The 16,625-nt window shown below is 42.5% G+C and carries 13 protein-coding genes, 3 tRNA genes and 2 rRNA genes (1 of these 18 cut by a window edge); 14 read left to right on the top strand and 4 right to left on the bottom strand.

Annotation, left to right across the window (positions count from 1 at the left end):
• From DRZ93_RS06670 to DRZ93_RS06650, 5 genes are all read left to right on the top strand, one after another.
• Positions 1-2,474, top strand: a 23S ribosomal RNA gene (locus tag DRZ93_RS06670); it begins 407 nt to the left of the window's first position.
• An 84-nt stretch (positions 2,475-2,558) separates the two neighbouring features.
• Positions 2,559-2,674, top strand: a 5S ribosomal RNA gene (gene rrf / locus DRZ93_RS06665).
• A 14-nt stretch (positions 2,675-2,688) separates the two neighbouring features.
• Positions 2,689-2,765: transfer RNA gene (locus tag DRZ93_RS06660), tRNA-Asp, on the top strand.
• A gap of 199 nt (positions 2,766-2,964) precedes the next feature.
• Positions 2,965-3,741 (top strand): sulfite exporter TauE/SafE family protein, encoded by a 777-nt coding sequence (locus DRZ93_RS06655; RefSeq protein WP_113743165.1) that lies wholly within the window; start codon positions 2,965-2,967, stop codon positions 3,739-3,741.
• Positions 3,742-3,846: 105 nt separating this feature from the next.
• Positions 3,847-4,911: a glycosyltransferase family 4 protein gene (locus DRZ93_RS06650; protein WP_172458107.1), complete on the top strand. Its 1,065-nt coding sequence runs from the start codon at positions 3,847-3,849 to the stop codon at positions 4,909-4,911.
• Between the two features lie 60 nt (positions 4,912-4,971).
• Here the strand turns inward: DRZ93_RS06650 and DRZ93_RS06645 are convergent, their stop codons facing one another.
• Complete coding sequence (locus DRZ93_RS06645; protein ID WP_172458105.1) at positions 4,972-6,186, bottom strand: molybdopterin-binding protein; 1,215 nt, start codon at positions 6,184-6,186, stop codon at positions 4,972-4,974.
• A gap of 210 nt (positions 6,187-6,396) precedes the next feature.
• Between DRZ93_RS06645 and DRZ93_RS06640 the strand changes: the two genes are divergently transcribed.
• Positions 6,397-7,311: a homoserine O-succinyltransferase gene (locus DRZ93_RS06640; protein WP_113746162.1), complete on the top strand. Its 915-nt coding sequence runs from the start codon at positions 6,397-6,399 to the stop codon at positions 7,309-7,311.
• Here the strand turns inward: DRZ93_RS06640 and DRZ93_RS06635 are convergent.
• Positions 7,298-7,729, bottom strand: coding sequence for a hypothetical protein (locus DRZ93_RS06635; RefSeq protein ID WP_113743161.1), 432 nt, complete (start codon positions 7,727-7,729; stop codon positions 7,298-7,300). The genes DRZ93_RS06640 and DRZ93_RS06635 overlap by 14 nt on opposite strands.
• Before the next feature lie 247 nt (positions 7,730-7,976).
• Here DRZ93_RS06635 and murA point away from each other — a divergent pair, with 247 nt between their 5' ends.
• Genes murA through DRZ93_RS06620 form a run of 3 tightly spaced genes read left to right on the top strand, consistent with a single transcriptional unit; the run spans position 7,977 to position 11,213 of the window.
• On the top strand, positions 7,977-9,239 hold the full coding sequence (gene murA, locus DRZ93_RS06630) for a UDP-N-acetylglucosamine 1-carboxyvinyltransferase (protein ID WP_113745055.1): 1,263 nt from the start codon (positions 7,977-7,979) through the stop codon (positions 9,237-9,239).
• 4 nt (positions 9,240-9,243) lie between these two features.
• The gene (gene murB / locus DRZ93_RS06625; protein WP_113746161.1) at positions 9,244-10,239 is read left to right on the top strand and encodes a UDP-N-acetylmuramate dehydrogenase; all 996 of its coding nucleotides are present in this window, start codon (positions 9,244-9,246) and stop codon (positions 10,237-10,239) included.
• Positions 10,224-11,213 (top strand): biotin--[acetyl-CoA-carboxylase] ligase, encoded by a 990-nt coding sequence (locus tag DRZ93_RS06620; RefSeq protein ID WP_113743159.1) that lies wholly within the window; start codon positions 10,224-10,226, stop codon positions 11,211-11,213. The genes murB and DRZ93_RS06620 overlap by 16 nt, the downstream gene beginning before the upstream one ends.
• Here the strand turns inward: DRZ93_RS06620 and DRZ93_RS06615 are convergent.
• Together DRZ93_RS06615 and coaA are read right to left on the bottom strand one after the other, a co-directional pair.
• A complete protein-coding gene (locus tag DRZ93_RS06615) occupies positions 11,187-11,702 on the bottom strand; it encodes a methylated-DNA--[protein]-cysteine S-methyltransferase (RefSeq protein WP_172458103.1) in 516 nt (171 codons plus the stop codon). The two genes, DRZ93_RS06620 and DRZ93_RS06615, sit on opposite strands and share 27 nt — an antisense overlap.
• Before the next feature lie 41 nt (positions 11,703-11,743).
• Positions 11,744-12,691 (bottom strand): type I pantothenate kinase, encoded by a 948-nt coding sequence (coaA, locus tag DRZ93_RS06610; RefSeq protein WP_113743157.1) that lies wholly within the window; start codon positions 12,689-12,691, stop codon positions 11,744-11,746.
• 401 nt (positions 12,692-13,092) lie between these two features.
• Here coaA and DRZ93_RS06605 point away from each other — a divergent pair.
• The 5 genes from DRZ93_RS06605 (at position 13,093) to DRZ93_RS06585 (ending at position 16,603) form a co-directional block, all read left to right on the top strand.
• Positions 13,093-13,177, top strand: a tRNA-Tyr gene (locus tag DRZ93_RS06605).
• A gap of 57 nt (positions 13,178-13,234) precedes the next feature.
• Positions 13,235-13,309, top strand: a tRNA-Gly gene (locus DRZ93_RS06600).
• A 297-nt stretch (positions 13,310-13,606) separates the two neighbouring features.
• Complete coding sequence (secE, locus tag DRZ93_RS06595; RefSeq protein WP_113743156.1) at positions 13,607-14,083, top strand: preprotein translocase subunit SecE; 477 nt, start codon at positions 13,607-13,609, stop codon at positions 14,081-14,083.
• Between the two features lie 14 nt (positions 14,084-14,097).
• Positions 14,098-14,778 (top strand): transcription termination/antitermination protein NusG, encoded by a 681-nt coding sequence (nusG, locus tag DRZ93_RS06590; RefSeq protein ID WP_113743155.1) that lies wholly within the window; start codon positions 14,098-14,100, stop codon positions 14,776-14,778.
• A gap of 388 nt (positions 14,779-15,166) precedes the next feature.
• Entirely contained in the window at positions 15,167-16,603 is a 1,437-nt protein-coding gene (locus tag DRZ93_RS06585; RefSeq protein ID WP_113746160.1) for an IS4 family transposase, read from the top strand.
• Positions 16,604-16,625 lie beyond the last annotated feature (22 nt).

The following is a 16,625-nucleotide window of genomic DNA, read 5'->3' as shown; positions in this document are numbered from 1 at the left end:
CTAAATACTACCTGACGACCGATAGTGAACCAGTACCGTGAGGGAAAGGCGAAAAGAACCCTGGTGAAGGGAGTGAAAGAGAGCCTGAAACCGTGTGCGTACAAGCAGTGGGAGCATGTACGTTAAGTATGTGTGACTGCGTACCTTTTGTATAATGGGTCAGCGAGTTGTCTGTATTAGCGAGGTTAACTTTAATGAGGGAGCCGTAGGGAAACCGAGTCTTAATAGGGCGAACAGTTGATACAGGCAGACCCGAAACTGGGTGATCTAGTCCTGGACAGGCTGAAAGCAGGGTAACACCTGCCGGAGGGCCGAACCCACTAACGTTGCAAAGTTAGGGGATGATCTGGGACTAGGGGTGAAAGGCCAATCAAACCCAGTGATAGCTGGTTCTCCCCGAAAGCTATTTAGGTAGCGTCCTGTGAGGACGGACGGGGGTAGAGCACTGTTACGGCAAGGGGCCCATCCCGGGTTGCCAAACCGTTGCAAACTACGAATACCGTCCAGTTGGAAGCAGGGGACACACGGTGGGTGCTAACGTTCATCGTGAAGAGGGAAACAACCCGGACCGCCAGCTAAGGTCCCAAAGTTCTGATTAAGTGGGAAACGATGTGGGAAGGCTAAGACAGCCAGGATGTTGGCTTAGAAGCAGCCATCATTTAAAGAAAGCGTAATAGCTCACTGGTCGAGTCGGCCTGCGCGGAAGATGTAACGGGGCTCAAATCAGACACCGAAGCTGCGGATTTGCAGAATACTGCAAGTGGTAGGGGAGCGTTCTGTAAACTGACGAAGATGAGTCGAGAGGCGAGTTGGAGGTAACAGAAGTGCGAATGCTGACGCAAGTAACGATAAAACGGGTGAAAAACCCGTTCGCCGGAAGACCAAGGGTTCCTGTCCAACGTTAATCGGGGCAGGGTGAGTCGGTGCCTAAGGCGAGGCTGAGAAGCGTAGTCGAAGGGAAACAGGTTAATATTCCTGTACCGCATATAGCTGCGATGGGGTGACGGAGAAGGTTAGGTTGGCAGAAGAACGGTAGTTTCTGTGAAAGGCTGTAGGGAGCATATGGGTTAAAAGACATGTGTGAAAAACTGAGAGCTGAGACGAAGTATCTACGGATATGAAGCAACTGATACCAGGCTTCCAGGAAAAGCCTCTAAGCTTCAGGTTATATGTGGCCGTACCCCAAACCGACACAGGTGGTCGGGTAGAGGATACCAAGGCGCTTGGGAGAACCCGGGTGAAGGAACTAGGCAAAAATGTACCGTAACTTCGGGAGAAGGTACGCTGTGAGCGGTGCAATCTGCACAGATGAAGCTGCACACAGCCGCAGATAAATGGTGGCTGGGACTGTTTAACAAAAACACAGCACTCTGCGAACCTGAAAGGGGAAGTATAGGGTGTGACACCTGCCCGGTGCCGGAAGGTTAAATGATGGGGTCAGACGCAAGTTGAAGCCCTTGAGTGAAGCCCCGGTAAACGGCGGCCGTAACTATAACGGTCCTAAGGTAGCGAAATTCCTTGTCGGGCAAGTTCCGACCTGCACGAATGGTGTAACCATGGCCACGCTGTCTCCACCCGGGACCCAGTGAAACCGAAATCGCTGTGAAGATGCAGTGTACCCGCGGCTAGACGGAAAGACCCCGTGAACCTTTACTGCAGCTTGACACTGAACCTTGAACCTGTTTGTGCAGGATAGGCGGGAGACATTGAAGTAGAAGCGCCAGCTTTTATGGAGTCAACCTTGAAATACCGCCCTGACATGTTTGAGGTTCTAACTAAGTACAACACATACGAGGACAGTGTCTGGTAGGCAGTTTGACTGGGGCGGTCTCCTCCCAAAGGGTAACGGAGGAGCACGAAGGTCAGCTGATCACGGTCGGACATCGTGAGGTCAGTGCAATGGCATAAGCTGGCTTGACTGCGAGAGGCACATCTCGAGCAGGTGCGAAAGCAGGTCATAGTGATCCGGTGGTTCCACATGGACGGGCCATCGCTCAACGGATAAAAGGTACTCTGGGGATAACAGGCTGATACCGCCCAAGAGTTCATATCGACGGCGGTGTTTGGCACCTCGATGTCGGCTCATCACATCCTGGGGCTGAAGTTGGTCCCAAGGGTATGGCTGTTCGCCATTTAAAGTGGTACGCGAGCTGGGTTCAAAACGTCGTGAGACAGTTTGGTCCCTATCTACCGCGGGCGTTGGATGATTGAGGGGGATTGCTCCTAGTACGAGAGGACCGGAGTGAACGCGCCTCTGGTTTACGGGTTGTCATGCCAATGGCACGGCCCGGCAGCCAAGCGCGGAACTGATAACCGCTGAAAGCATCTAAGCGGGAAGCAGGCCCCAAGATGAGTCATCCCTGAGCTTTAAGCTCCTAAAGGTTCGTTGCAGACTACGACGTTGATAGGCTGGATGTGGAAGCGCAGTGATGTGTGAAGCTTGCCAGTACTAATTAACCGTGAGGCTTGGCCATACAACCCCGGAGGGCATGGACATTTAAAGACCTCTTAATACTCAAGAGTTAAATCAGTTTGTTATAAGTTTTTTACAGAATTTGTCTGGCGACCATAGTGCTGTAGAACCACCTGTTCCCTTTCCGAACACAGAAGTGAAATGCAGTTACGCCGATGGTAGTGCAACGTACGATTGTGCGAGAGTAGGTCATCGCCAGGCTTACCCTATAATGCGGAGCGGTAGTTCAGCCGGTTAGAATGCCTGCCTGTCACGCAGGAGGTCGCGGGTTCGATTCCCGTCCGTTCCGCCACTTACAACTAAGGCACCATTTGGTGCTTTTTTTGTTTACACGCCCCTAAATAATACAAGTCTAAAAATCTTTATCAAGAATCAAGGTTAGCTTTGCTCTAGGCGCTTTAGGGTACTACAATACCTTGTCTTTTGTATAATTTTAAAATTTATGCAGATTATAAAATTATGCAAAATCCATAAATCACCGGGATTTTGTTATGTACGATGAAATAGTCTCACAGGCTATATTATTTGCCGTATCTTTTATTGCCAACCTTTTTGCCTCAGTCTCAGGCGGAGGAGCTGGCTTTGTGCAGCTTCCTCTGCTAATTCTTATGGGTTTGCCATTTGCCACAGCTTTAGGAACCCATAAAGTGGCTGTAGTCTTTTTAGGCGTAGGGGCACTGTCAAAAAAGTTCAAAGATCACGGCTCATTTAATCTGGACAGGCAGCTTAGCCTTATAATGCTCTTTATAGGCTGTCCTGCAGTTGTTGCAGGTACAGTTATTGTCATATCCATTCCTGCTGATATTGCATCGATCTCAGTAGGTCTTTTAACTGTTGCCTCAGGTATATACACCCTGTATAAAAAGAATTTTGGTGGTAGCAATCTTGAGCACAGATCAAAAACCCGTGTCATTATAGGTACGTTTTTAATGATACTTATAGGTCTCCTATCAGGATCACTTTCATCTGGGGCAGGTCTGTTCTCCACACTTACTCTGGTTATGGTTTTTGGTATGGATCTTAAAAGGGCCATCATGCATACCATGCTCTATGTGGCAACTATATGGAATGCTGTAGGTGCCTTTACTGTAGGAGCACTGACCTCCATACACTGGCACTGGGTCCCCGTGCTTATCACTGCCACATTCTTAGGATCCTATCTTGGAACAGCACTTTTGATAAGACTTAATGTCAAGCTGGTTCGACTTTGCTTTTCGACTGTAGCTATATTATCAGGTGTCTTATTAATTTATACAGCTGTAGTTTAAAAACACAAATTGTTATTTTATTTTAGCTATTTTGTCTATTCACTTACAGAAATTATTAATAATTTATGTATACTGAATAAGAATTAAATATTAAAAGAGATGCTTATGGCTAAAGGATATTTTTCAATTGCACATGTCTGCCTGGCTAGAGGGTATTCACATGCCCACCGTCAGACAGAGTTGCTTATCAAGGCACTTGGAGCACTGGGTCCTTTTCAATATCTCATCTGCAGAGATGACAGTCCTTTAACAAAAAGACTCAAGGTCCTAAAATCTAATATAAAAATTATTAAAGTACATGGTATTGTCGATCCGCGCTTTTCATGTCATTTTAAGCTGATGCGCAAGGCCACTATCGTTCATGCCCACGATCAGCACGGTGCCAACTGGGCCCTGGTGCATAATGTCATGTTCGGTGTCCCATATGTATTAAATGTCAGGGGCAGAGACAAATATGACGACACTTTGTTTAATAAAACTCTTTTTAACTGGGCCAGTGCTGTAATTACCACGCAGACTCTGACCAATGAGATGCTAAAAAATGATTTTCATGTGCAGGCTAAAACCATTAAAGAGTGTACCGACAATCTTGTGCCTTACAAACCTAATGTTGATGGTCTAAGAGAAGCTTACAAAGGACGCTATTTAATTGGTATGGTTGGCGATCTGATTAACCGTCTGTACGGTCAGACCACACTGCTTGAGGCCTATGAGCTTATCAAGACCAAACTGCCTCATGCTGTAATCTTCTTTATAGGCACAGGCGATGATATGGCCCTGCTGCGTGACAAAGCCCGTGAACTGCCAAACGTAAAGTTCCTGGGCCGTCCTAAACATATGGTAGATTATATTGCAGCTCTTGATCTTTTTGTCTACCCTGTAAATTATGAGGGCAATACCTCTATTTTACTTGATGTTCTTGATCAGAGTGTGCCAATTATTGCATCTAATGTTGGCAGTATAAGCGATATCATTGTGAATGAAGAGACAGGTATTTTAGTCAGACCAAAAGATCCAGAGGCTCTTGCAGATGCCATTATGCGAGTCAAAGGCGATGAGGGTCTGGTCCGCCATATGGTGGCCAACGGTGCTGCCATGGCCCACAGCCGTGAGTCTCCATATATGGCAAGTGAATACTTAAGTGTATATCGTCAAAGTCTTAATAATTAAGCTTTGTCATATAAATAAAGGTACATAAAAAATATCCCACATTTACGTGGGATATTTTATTTAGTGAGCAAAAATTGGAGTATCTAAAAGCTCCATTGAGTCAGGCTCGATCATATCCTTATGTCTTAAATGCTTGTATAAAAAGGTTCTGGCAATAAGACTTATAGTTGCAATTTTCTTTTCCTTTAAGGTCAGTGACAGTCTGGCATGCATCTTATGCTCAGCACGCTTTTCATCAGTATAGATGACAGCAAATTCAATATCTGCATCATTGATGGCAAGCAGCAGTACGCTAAGACAGACATGATTTGTATCTGGCAACAAAGAGCGCAGCTCATGCTCAAAGCTCTGTGCACTTTCTTTTACTATGGTGCCATGCTCATCAAGAGGATTGATGACTGTAGCTCTTTTCATATTCACGGTCATAGCCAGATCATGTCCTACCTGGCCTCTGGTGCATGAATCAAAGACATTAAGTACCTTGCCCTCAAGCAGTCTAGCAATTTCACTGTCAAGATTGAAGGTATCTTTCATTATAAGATAAGGTTTTACTATCTGTTTTATGGTGTTGAGCGTAAAGACCTTTTCATCTAGCGTGGCATTGTTGGAGATGATCTTAAGTTCAAGCAGAGGATAGTCAGCCCTGTAGCCTATAACAGTACTCTCTGGTATATCATGTTTTTCAATAAGAGCACCAAGACGGGACTCTGAGACACCAAAGAGAAAGAAACGCTTGACCTCGGTATTGGCATTTTCTGCAAAATTTTCTTTTATATAAGGCAGAATATCATCGTTATACATCTGATAAAACTCAGATGGAACGCCTGGTGTGAAAATACACATGGCTTTATTGATTTGCAGCATAAAGCCACAGGCTGTACCTCGTTTGTTGTCAATTATCTGAGCGTGTTCTGGCAGCATAGCCTGTTTGACATTGGTCTGTGGCATGGTACGACCGCGTTTTATGTGCCACTGCTCAATACGTCTTAGCCACTCTTCATTGAGAACCTGTCTAACATTAGCTGCCATGGCCGCAGCCTGTGTGGTATTGTCATCTGATGTGGGACCTAAGCCACCGTTGACTAAAATAAGATCACAAACAAGCGATCTTTCTTTTATCAGATCTCTAATATCTTCAAGTCTGTCACCTACAGTGTGGCGACGCACAGGCTGAATGCCCAGCGCTAAAAGCTCCTGTGACAGCCATGAGGCATTGGTATCATTAATAAAACCTGTGATTACTTCATCACCTGTAGATATGATTTCAAGCTGCATACCTTGTCCTCTCAAAGTTGTGCAATTAAATAATTGTATGACTAAATGCCATTTTTTCAATGATCCTCTTTGACTATATGATAAAAAATCATAAAAAGGCCCCATATGCAGGCAATGCCTGCTAAGCTCTTGCATGCACATCTTAAAATGTATTAGAGTGTTGTAGGGTTCAAAAAACTATAGCGCATGACGCTATCTGAGGTTTGAATAATGCCAATCAATATACCAAATGAACTGCCGGCAGCTTTGGCTTTGCAGGATGAAAACATATTTGTGATGACTCAGGAGCGTGCCGAGCATCAGGATATAAGACCGCTAGAGCTTTTATTTTTAAATTTAATGCCCAACAAGATAGCCACAGAGCTGCAGTATATGCGCAATCTCTCCAATACTCCGCTGCAGGTCAACATAGATTTACTGCGTATTGATTCGCATGCTCCCAAAAATACGCCTGTTGAGCATCTTGAAACCTTCTACAAGGATTTTGCTCAGATCTGCGACAGACACTATGACGGTATGATTGTTAGCGGTGCTCCTCTGGATCGCATTGATTTTTCAGATGTAAATTATTTCAAAAGCCTTGAGAAAATACTCTCATGGGGTCATGAACATGTTACCTCAACACTATTTTCATGCTGGGGTGTGGCAGCTGCCATGCAGATTTTCTACTCCATGCCGCTCTATCACAGGCAAGAAAAACTCTCTGGAGTCTATCTGCATCAAAGAGCAGACAGCCATGATCCTCTCATCCGCGGCTTTGATGATGTCTTTTATGCTCCGCAGTCGCGCTTTATTGATTTTCCTGTTGAAAAATTTGAGGCTATTGATGCAATCAGCGTGCTGGCCTCATCTAAGGATACAGGCGTGTATCTTGCCTCAAGCAAGGATATGCGTCAGGTCTTTGTTACGGGCCATCCTGAGTATGACACATTAACTCTGGACAGTGAGTACAGACGTGATATAGGCAATGGCATGAGTATTGATCCGCCATGCAATTACTATCCGCACAATAATCCTCAGCTGCCGCCACTTTGCACATGGCGCTCACATGGCAGTATGCTTTTTGCAAACTGGCTTAACTATTATGTCTATCAGGAGACTCCATACTCATTTAACACGCAATAGGCGGCAGTACATTGACCAGCATCTTGCTGTCATAATCTTTAAGGCAGCTGTGAAAGCAGTTTTTGATGTCACTAAAAAGACAGCCTGTAATTTTAATACGGGTCTTGTGTGAGTTTGACAGAAAAGGCGCTATATACTGCTGTATCTGATAAAAAAGAGTGCTCAGCTGTACATTGATGAGCTCGCACTCCATTTTGCCGCCTTGCTGTCCATAGCACATAATTGAGTGCACATCCTCCTTTGAATATCCGCTTTTTTCTATATTGCTGACAATGCGGTTTATGCCCCACGGTATGTTGTAGTATTTATGCTCGCGGCTGATAGCGGCATCAACAGCTATAGAGGTTTTATGCTTTTCAATAGTTATAAGAACAGAGGTGTCAACTCCGGATTTGAGACTGGTATTTGTTAAATACATATTGTTTTCCTTATATTTTAATTGATATGCGTATAGTATCTATACGTGATATGTTTACAGTCTATCAGTAAAGTTTATATTTGTATATAAATAAAAAATAATATAAATCAGTATGTTATTTATATGTATTTGATCTTAAGGGCATAATTATTTGGCCTCGGCCAGGCCTTTTTTAAGTGACACAGGCGCATATAAACGCTAAAATATGGCTGTTTTTGTATCAGAATTTATTGGAAGTTTAACTAAAGTGGATAAGTTTAAAATCACAGGCGGCAAGGCACTGGCAGGAGAGGTAAATATTTCAGGAGCTAAAAATGCAGCTCTGCCAATTCTATTGGGCACTATGCTTACCAGTGAGAAAATTGTACTTAAGAATGTACCTGATCTTAGAGATGTAAATACCTGTATCAAGCTGTTGAATATTCTGGGCAAAACATGCATTAAAAGTGCAGATAATGAATACATCATTGATGGAGCTGTAACCTCCAAGGTTGCTCCTTATGATCTGGTTAAAACCATGCGTGCCTCTATTATGGCACTAGGTCCGCTCACTGCCTTTTTAGGAGAGGCTGAAGTATCACTGCCAGGAGGCTGCGCCATTGGTGCAAGACCTGTTGATCTGCATGTCAAAGGTCTTATGGAGATGGGAGCGAATATCAATCTTGATGAGGGCTACATTGCAGCTCAGGCCATAGGCGGCAGACTGCATGGGGCCAAGATTGTTATGGACAAGGTGTCAGTAACAGGCACTGAAAATCTGATGATGGCCGCAGCTTTAGCCGATGGTACCACTGTTATTGAAAATGCAGCCAGAGAGCCTGAGGTTGTAGATCTGGCCAATTTCCTGCGCATGATGGGCGCTAAGGTTTCAGGTGATGGCAGCTCAACTGTTGTAATTGAGGGTGTGGAGAAACTGCACGGCGGCGAGCATGAGATTGTAGCTGACCGTATTGAGACAGGCACCTATCTTATTGCAGCTATGGCAACCCATGGCTATATTACCTGTCATAAATGTCTGCCGCATGATCTTGAGGCAGTGCTGTTAAAATTACGTCAGGCAGGAGCTCTGATTGAGGTTGATGGCACAGACATTACTCTTGATATGCGTAACCGCGAGATAAAACCTGTTGATATTGTCACAGCTCCGCATCCTGGACTGCCTACAGATATGCAGGCTCAGTTTACTGTGCTCAATGTACTTGCCAGCGGCAGCTCACTTGTCACTGAGACTATTTTTGAAAACCGTTTTATGCATGTGCCTGAGCTTATACGTATGGGGGCCAAGCTTAAGATTGAGGGTAATACAGTAGTATGCCGCGGCACTGACAAGCTTAAGGGTGCACAGGTTATGGCCACCGATCTTAGAGCATCTGCCTGTCTTGTGATTGCAGGACTTGTAGCAGAAGGTACTACCATAGTTGATAGAATCTATCATATGGACAGAGGCTATGAGCACATTGAGACCAAGTTTGCAGGCATAGGCGGCATCATAGAGCGTATAAAAGAATAAAAGTATGTTTGATTTAAAGCTGTACAATACTTTTGGACTTGCGGTAAAGGCTAAAGACGGCATTATCGTAAGTGATGTTTCAAAGCTTGCCACGATTGAGGATGAGTGCTGCATTATTTTAGGTACAGGCTCAGATGTTCTGTTTACAGAGGATTTTGACGGCACTGTACTTATCAACAGACTGCTTGATCTTAATATTGAAGACAAAGGTGACACAGTTTCAGTGCATGTCGGCGGCGGCTATGTGCTAGATGATCTTATTGTAAGACTGCTAGAGGCCAATCTCTATGGTCTTGAGAATCTCTCTGCTGTGCCAGGCACTGTAGGTGCAGCTCCTATACAGAATGTGGGGGCCTATGGTGTGGAGATCGGTCAGTTTATAAATTCGCTTGAGGTCTATGATCTTAAGTACCGCCTTATCTACAACATGTCACACGATGAGTGTAATTTTGATTACAGACATTCATACTTTAAGGATAACAAGGACAGAAAACTCTTTATTACCAAGGTGCATTTAAATCTCTTTAGAGAGTTTACCCCACGCCTTAACTACAAGGGTTTATCTGAGCATGTGGTAAGTACTGCACAGGATGTCAGAAATAAAATCATAGGCCTTAGGGCTATGAAACTGCCTGATCCAAAGCTTGTGGGCAATGCCGGCTCATTTTTTAAAAATCCAAAGGTGGATAAAAACACTCTTGAGTGTCTGTTAAAGTCCTTTAGCGACATGCCTTATTATGTTGAGGATAATGGTGATTATAAAATACCTGCAGCCTATCTTATTGACAGAGCAGGGTGCAGGGGTATAACCCACGGCAATGCAGGCACCTGGGAGCATCAGGCTCTGGTTATTGTCAACAGAGGCAATGCCAAGCCTCTTGAAATTGTGGCTCTTGGCAAATACATATGTACACAGGTAAAAAATACTTTTGATATAGATTTGGAGCCTGAGGTTAGAATCTATGGCAGAAAAGGAGAGCTTTCTTGGAGCGATCTCTAGAGCGGGCAGTATCTCTTTTGAGCATATTAAATGCAAGAGATGATTATACGCTGTCACTTGATAATATGGCAGAGCGTCTTGGCTGTACTGCAGATCAGGTCTCATGCCTTGTGGAGAATATCCGCCTCTTTGATGATCTTCTAAAAATTAAAGATGACGTTATTACTCTGACACGACGATTGGATCTGCTTGACAGCGGTCTTTTGTATCACAAGTCTTTAGGCCGTGGCCGCAGCTTTGTCATTGATGTAGTTGATTCTACCAATCTTGAGTTTGTAAGAAACAAGGACAATGCTGTAAACGGTGATTTTCTTGTCGCTGAAATTCAGACTAAAGGCCGTGGCCGCTATGATCATGTCTGGCATACATCTATAGGCAGCGATCTTACTTTATCTGGTGCCTTTAGTTTTAAAAAAATAAAGGATACCTTTGGTCTGTCGCTTGTGGCTGCTGTAACTATATGCCGTGTTCTTGAGAGCTATGGTCTTGAGGTGGCTTTAAAGTGGCCTAATGATGTTTATGTCAAAGGTCATAAAATTTCAGGTATTTTAATTGAGTCTGTGCCTCGCAGAAAAGATATTCTGGCCATTATTGGCATAGGTCTTAATGTCTATAGTAAAAGCTATAAGGATGACAAGATTAATGCCACAGCGCTTGATGCTTTTTTACAAAGTAAGGGCTATGAGCTAAAAGATGCCTCTGGCCGTATACTCAACCGTACAGAGATTGCAGCTGATCTTATCAATAAGCTTAAAAAATATGTAAAACGTTTTGAGGAAGAGGGTATGCCTTTTTTCCTTAAGGTTTATAAAAAGCATGACTATCTTCTCTCGCGCCATATAAGCATTAAAAGCGGAGATATGATACTGCAGGGTCGGGCCTGTGGTTTAAGTACCAAGGGCTATCTGCTTTTAAAGGATGAAAATGCTCAGATAGTTGAGGTAAAGTCAGGGCATATTCTGCAGATTGACTAGATGCTCATACTCAAGCTTTAATAAAAAGTTTTTAATCATCTCACCACCCTGATAGCCGCCAGGCCTTGCATTACAGGAGATCACCCTGTGGCAGGGTATAAAGATATTAAGTGTATTGTGCCTAAGTACCGAGGCTACGGCGCGGGCATGTGCTGCAGTGGCGACGATGCGGGCAATATCGCCATAGCTTGCGCATGTGCCATAGGCAAGGGTAGATACTGCATCTAAAACAGCAAGAGCAAAGGGCGAGCCTGTCTTTAAAAGTTTTATATCAAAGGCTGTACGTCTGTGGCACAGATATTCATCAAGCTGAGCTTTAGCCTCAAAGAGCAGTCTGCTTTCACACTCCTTAGTTTCAAGCCTGTATTTTGTTCTTAGTTGCTGCAGGTTGCCACGTGAGCGTTCATTGTCAAAGACACAAAGACAAAGAGCATCATCTAACTGCCCTAAATACAGATTAAGTCCGTAATTGTTATAGGTTGTTGTCAAGATGCTCTTTTGTGTCATTGTCTGTTGTGTATCTTAGCTTTTTATTTACGCAGATAGATTTTTTCTATAGCATGTCTGTCGCCCTTGCGTATTATGAGGTTGGCTCTGTTGCGGCAGGGCAGAATATTTTCTACAAGATTGACATGATTGATGCTCTGCCAGGTAAGTTTGGCAAGGGAGATGGCCTCGGCCTCAGGTATGGCGGCAAAGCGGTGGAAAAAGCTCTCTTTTTTATTAAAGGTGCTCTCTCTTAGTTTTAAAAATCTGTCAATGTACCAGGTAATTAAATTGTCTTCGCTTGCATCTACATAGATGGAAAAATCAATAAAATCTGAAATAAAGGTACTGTTTCTGATCTCAGGATAGTCAGCACCGTTCTGCAGCACATTGACTCCTTCAATAATAAGAATGTCAGGTCTGTCCACTACAGTGAATTCATTAGGTATGACATCATAGCTAAGATGGGAGTACACAGGTACTTTAAGATCTCTGACACCATTTTTGACATCGATTAAAAACTGCATCAGACGATGTACATCATAGGATATTGGAAAGCCTTTTTTATTTAAAATGCCTTTTTCCTCTAATATGGCATTAGGGTAGAGATAGCCGTCTGTGGTGATGAGACTGACTTTTGGCTGTGATGGCCAGGAGCTTAAAAGATGATGTAATAATCTTGCTGTTGTAGTCTTACCAACAGAGACTGAGCCTGAAATTGAGATAATAAAAGGGGCTGATTCTATGGACTTGCCTAGAAACTGCTCAATAACTGTTGATCTTTCATGGCGCGATCTGTAGTAAAGATATAAAAGGCGCGAGAGAGGCATATAGACTTTTTCAACCTGCTCTAAAGACAGATTGTCGTTATAGGCAAGACACTTTTGCAATTCTTCATTGGTAAGATTGATGCGCTCTTTTTTATGCGAGAATTCGGTCCACTGTTCGGGACTGAATTCAAAATAGGGTGATGGTTGCTTGGTATCTTGCATAAAAACTCCATATCCTGTTTATAAGTACAGTATAAAATTCACATCATGATACACACAAAAGATCTAAAATTAAACGTGTTATACACAGATACAGTATTTAATACTCAAAAATAAAAACAATTTAAATTTAACATTTGTATAAATACTATGAAGGGGTGTTCGTCTGATGACGCTGTATTACAAAAATTTAAGTAAAAATATATAAAATTATTATTTGTAAATAATCCTTTAAAATCAGTATGTTATATTAAAATTAGCGCTAGTTTACTAATTTTTATGAGAAAAATTTAAAAAAAAATTAAAAAAAAGCTTGCAAAGGTAAAAACAATACCTTAAAATGGGCTCCGCTTTCGACGATAAAACGTTTTAAGTAGTTGGCCTGATGTAATGGCTAGCGCAATGGAGGGGTTCCCGAGTGGCCAAAGGGATCAGACTGTAAATCTGCCGGCTCTGCCTTCGAAGGTTCGAATCCTTCTCCCTCCACCATCTAATAGACATTTCACTTTGCGCCCAACTTTATGTCATCCGACATGCTTTCATGTCGCGGGCATCGTATAATGGTTATTACCCAAGCCTTCCAAGCTTGTGATACGGGTTCGATTCCCGCTGCCCGCTCCATCTCTATCTCCCTTAAGTTTTTTAAATCTTTTTTATAAATATTGTATAAATTTAGATTAAAAAATCTATTAGGATAAGTTAGAATGTACATCGCATAAAATACCCCGGCGGTATTTTTAAATTTTTGTGTGTTAAATGTCATGCGTGGCGCCACAGGCGTTTTTATTTTATAAAGCATAACATTGTGTTATACACAATTTTTATCGCAGCATCTGCTGCTATATAAAGGGTAAGTCCCGTTGACTATGGAAGGGCCTGAAATTCAGGCACAGATTTAGAATCCACAGGATCTAAACTATGAGTGAAAATAAGACAAAGACTAAACAGACTAAAGTTGTAAACACCAAGGCACCTAAGGCCAATGTCAAGGCCGCAGAGGTTAAAAAGGGTGAGGAGCTTTTTGTATCAAAGCCTGTTAACCTGCTGTTATGGCTGCTTTCTTTTGCTCTTTTAATTGCAGCAATAGGCGGTAACTTCTATTACACACAGCACTATGTAATTGATGAGTCATCACTGCAGCGTCTTGGCCGTGTTGCCATAGTTATTGCAGTTATCGTTATAGCTTTAGGTGTTGTGCTCTTTACCAACAAAGGCCACAAGCTTCTGTCATTTGCCAGAGAGTCATACATTGAGCTGAAAAAGGTAGTATGGCCTACACGTCCTGAAGCTGTGCAGACTACAATTATTGTTTTTGTGGCTGTAAGCCTTGTAAGCTTATTCCTCTATCTGTGTGATGTTGTATTCCTGCAGATTGTTCGTGCTATAACCCTTTAATTTTTGGAGCTATCATGTCAGAGTTCGATAATGCACAGTTACCTGGTATTGAAGATGTTATATTGCCACAAAGCTCTGAAGTAGAGGAGAAAAAGGAAGAGCAGGTCAAGCCTGCATCTCCTGCCAAAGAGACTGCCAAGCAGGCCAGCTTTGAGAAAAAACCATTACGCTGGTATGTAGTGCAGGCCTTCTCCGGCTATGAGCAGAGAGTAGCTGCCACACTGCGTGAGCGTATTGCCATACACGGTATGCAGGATGATTTTGGTGAAGTACTTGTACCAAAAGAGAAGGTCAAGGAAATCAAGGACGGCAAAAAGCGCGAGTCTGAGCGCAAGTTCTTCCCTGGCTATGTTTTAATTCAGATGCGCATGTCATCAGATTCATGGCAGCTTGTAAAGCGTACAGACAGAGTGCTGGGCTTTATCGGTGGAACTCCTGACAGACCACTGCCAATTACCGAGGCCGAGGCCAACAAGATCCTCTCACGCCTGCGCGAGTCTGAGGAATCTCCACGTCCTAAGACCATGTTTGAGGTCGGTGAGTCAGTACGTGCCATCGACGGTGCCTTTAAAGACTTTGTGGGCACTGTTGAGAAGGTTGACTACGAGAAAAACAGACTTACAGTATCTATTGCCATCTTCGGCCGCGCCACTCCGGTTGAGCTTGAGTTTGGTCAGGTAGAAAAAGATCTCTAATATATTAGACAGACTGCTAGGGCAGTCTGTCCCCCTCCTATAATCCATATTTGTTAAATTTCAAGAAATTTTTCAAAGAGCCTCTATAATTTTTCATACCTAGGATCTTAGTAAAGTTTTGATTTTTAAGCATTTATTAAAATCCAGAAGTTTTTGGCTTAAAATCATTCCGCAAACCCGCATTCTATCGTGCTAAAAATTAGTGCAAAAGACCTCGATGCGGGTTTTTTGTTTGATTTTTTTGGAAACATACAATTCTGATACAAAAAGAGGTTGTTAGAAGTATTAAAAACGATCTAACAGATTGTTTTATAAAGGATTTTTATGGGGTATAGCAAGTTTCCATGGTATAATATACCAAACCAAACCAAACAAAGGAAAACTTGCTATGTCTTTATTATCTCAAATTAATCTCTATATTCAAAGAGCTGAACTCTTAAATATTTTAACCGTCTTCAGCAAAGAGCTTATTAATAATTTTGCCAGAAAAAATGGCACACTCAAAAGGCAAAGAAAAGTTGCAATAGCTGAACTTCTCTCAGCTCTTTTAACATATGCCTCTACTAACCAAAACTCTAACAATATAACCTTTACTTTAAATGGATTTCATAAGTGCTATTCTGACATGTTTGGCATTGATATATCTTCAAAGGCTCTTCACAACCGTCTGCGTTCAGAGGGACTGCTTGAAGTTATGAAGAATACTATAGAAAACCTCTCTATGCTTGTTAAAGACGATACTAATGAAACTGGTCTGAAACTGCTTGAGGCTTACAGGCAGAGTGTCGGTGTTAATGATATTATCATGGTGGACGGCTCTGAAATCTCCCTTAGATACTCAGCCTATGACAACTTTAGCTGCAAGGCTAAAACACGTAATCCTGACAAGACCAACCCTGATAAAAAATCTGCCGCTATTAAACTGCATACGGGGTTTTCTATTGTAAACAATATGCCTACACATATTGATATTACGGAGGCTGTAGCCAATGAAAGAGAGCACCTGTCACCAGATATCTATGAGCAGGTGTTATATCTGTGCGACAGGGGATATGTATCTGAAGCTTTATATTTGCTACTTATATCCAAGGGGCATTATTTTATATTCAGAGGCAAGGAGAATTGCGCCTATAAGATTATTCATGCAATGGATGGCAACGGAGCCACGTTACATGAATTTGAAGGATGCAAACCATGTCAGCACTTAAATGGCAGCAAATATCCTCTGGTTGATATGGCTGTGCAGGTTAACGATGATACCGTTTTAAGGATGATTCGTATCTATAATCCTGTTGATGATAAATTTAATTATTTCATCACCAACATAGATGCAAGCCGTGTAGCAGCATCAGTTATAGCTGATACTTACAGGACGCGCTGGTCCTGCGAGATCATGTTTAAAGCACTTAAAAGTAGCAACAGCCTCTGCTCTATCAATTCGTCCATCAAAGAAATTATCCTGCTCTTTATTTATGCAAGTATTGGCTCATACCTCATCAAAAAGCTTATAGCAAAACAGCTTCAGAAAAAGAAAAGAGATGACCAACGTAAAAAACGGGAAATATCTCTGTTAAAGATGGCTTCCTCTATCAGAGATATAGGACCATTGTTAAAAGCCATGGTCAAAGGCGCTAAGTCTACAATATACAATGAGATCAGCAAGTTTGAAGGTCTTTTAGATTCTATGATGCGAACTAAACCATCACAAAGGGATATAGATCTTAAAAAGGACGTAAGCCTCCTGGTCGATAAAATTTACAATACACACCATATGACGAAAGACTTTTTAATACCGCACAAAATTGATGTTACAATCAAGGCTTAAGTTCATGGGTATGATAATTTTT

Source organism: Anaerobiospirillum thomasii, from assembly GCF_900445255.1.
GTDB classification, from domain to species: Bacteria; Pseudomonadota; Gammaproteobacteria; order Enterobacterales; family Succinivibrionaceae; genus Anaerobiospirillum_A; species Anaerobiospirillum_A thomasii.
Note: the sequence above shows the minus strand (reverse complement) of the source record. Positions and strands in the feature narration are given on the sequence as shown.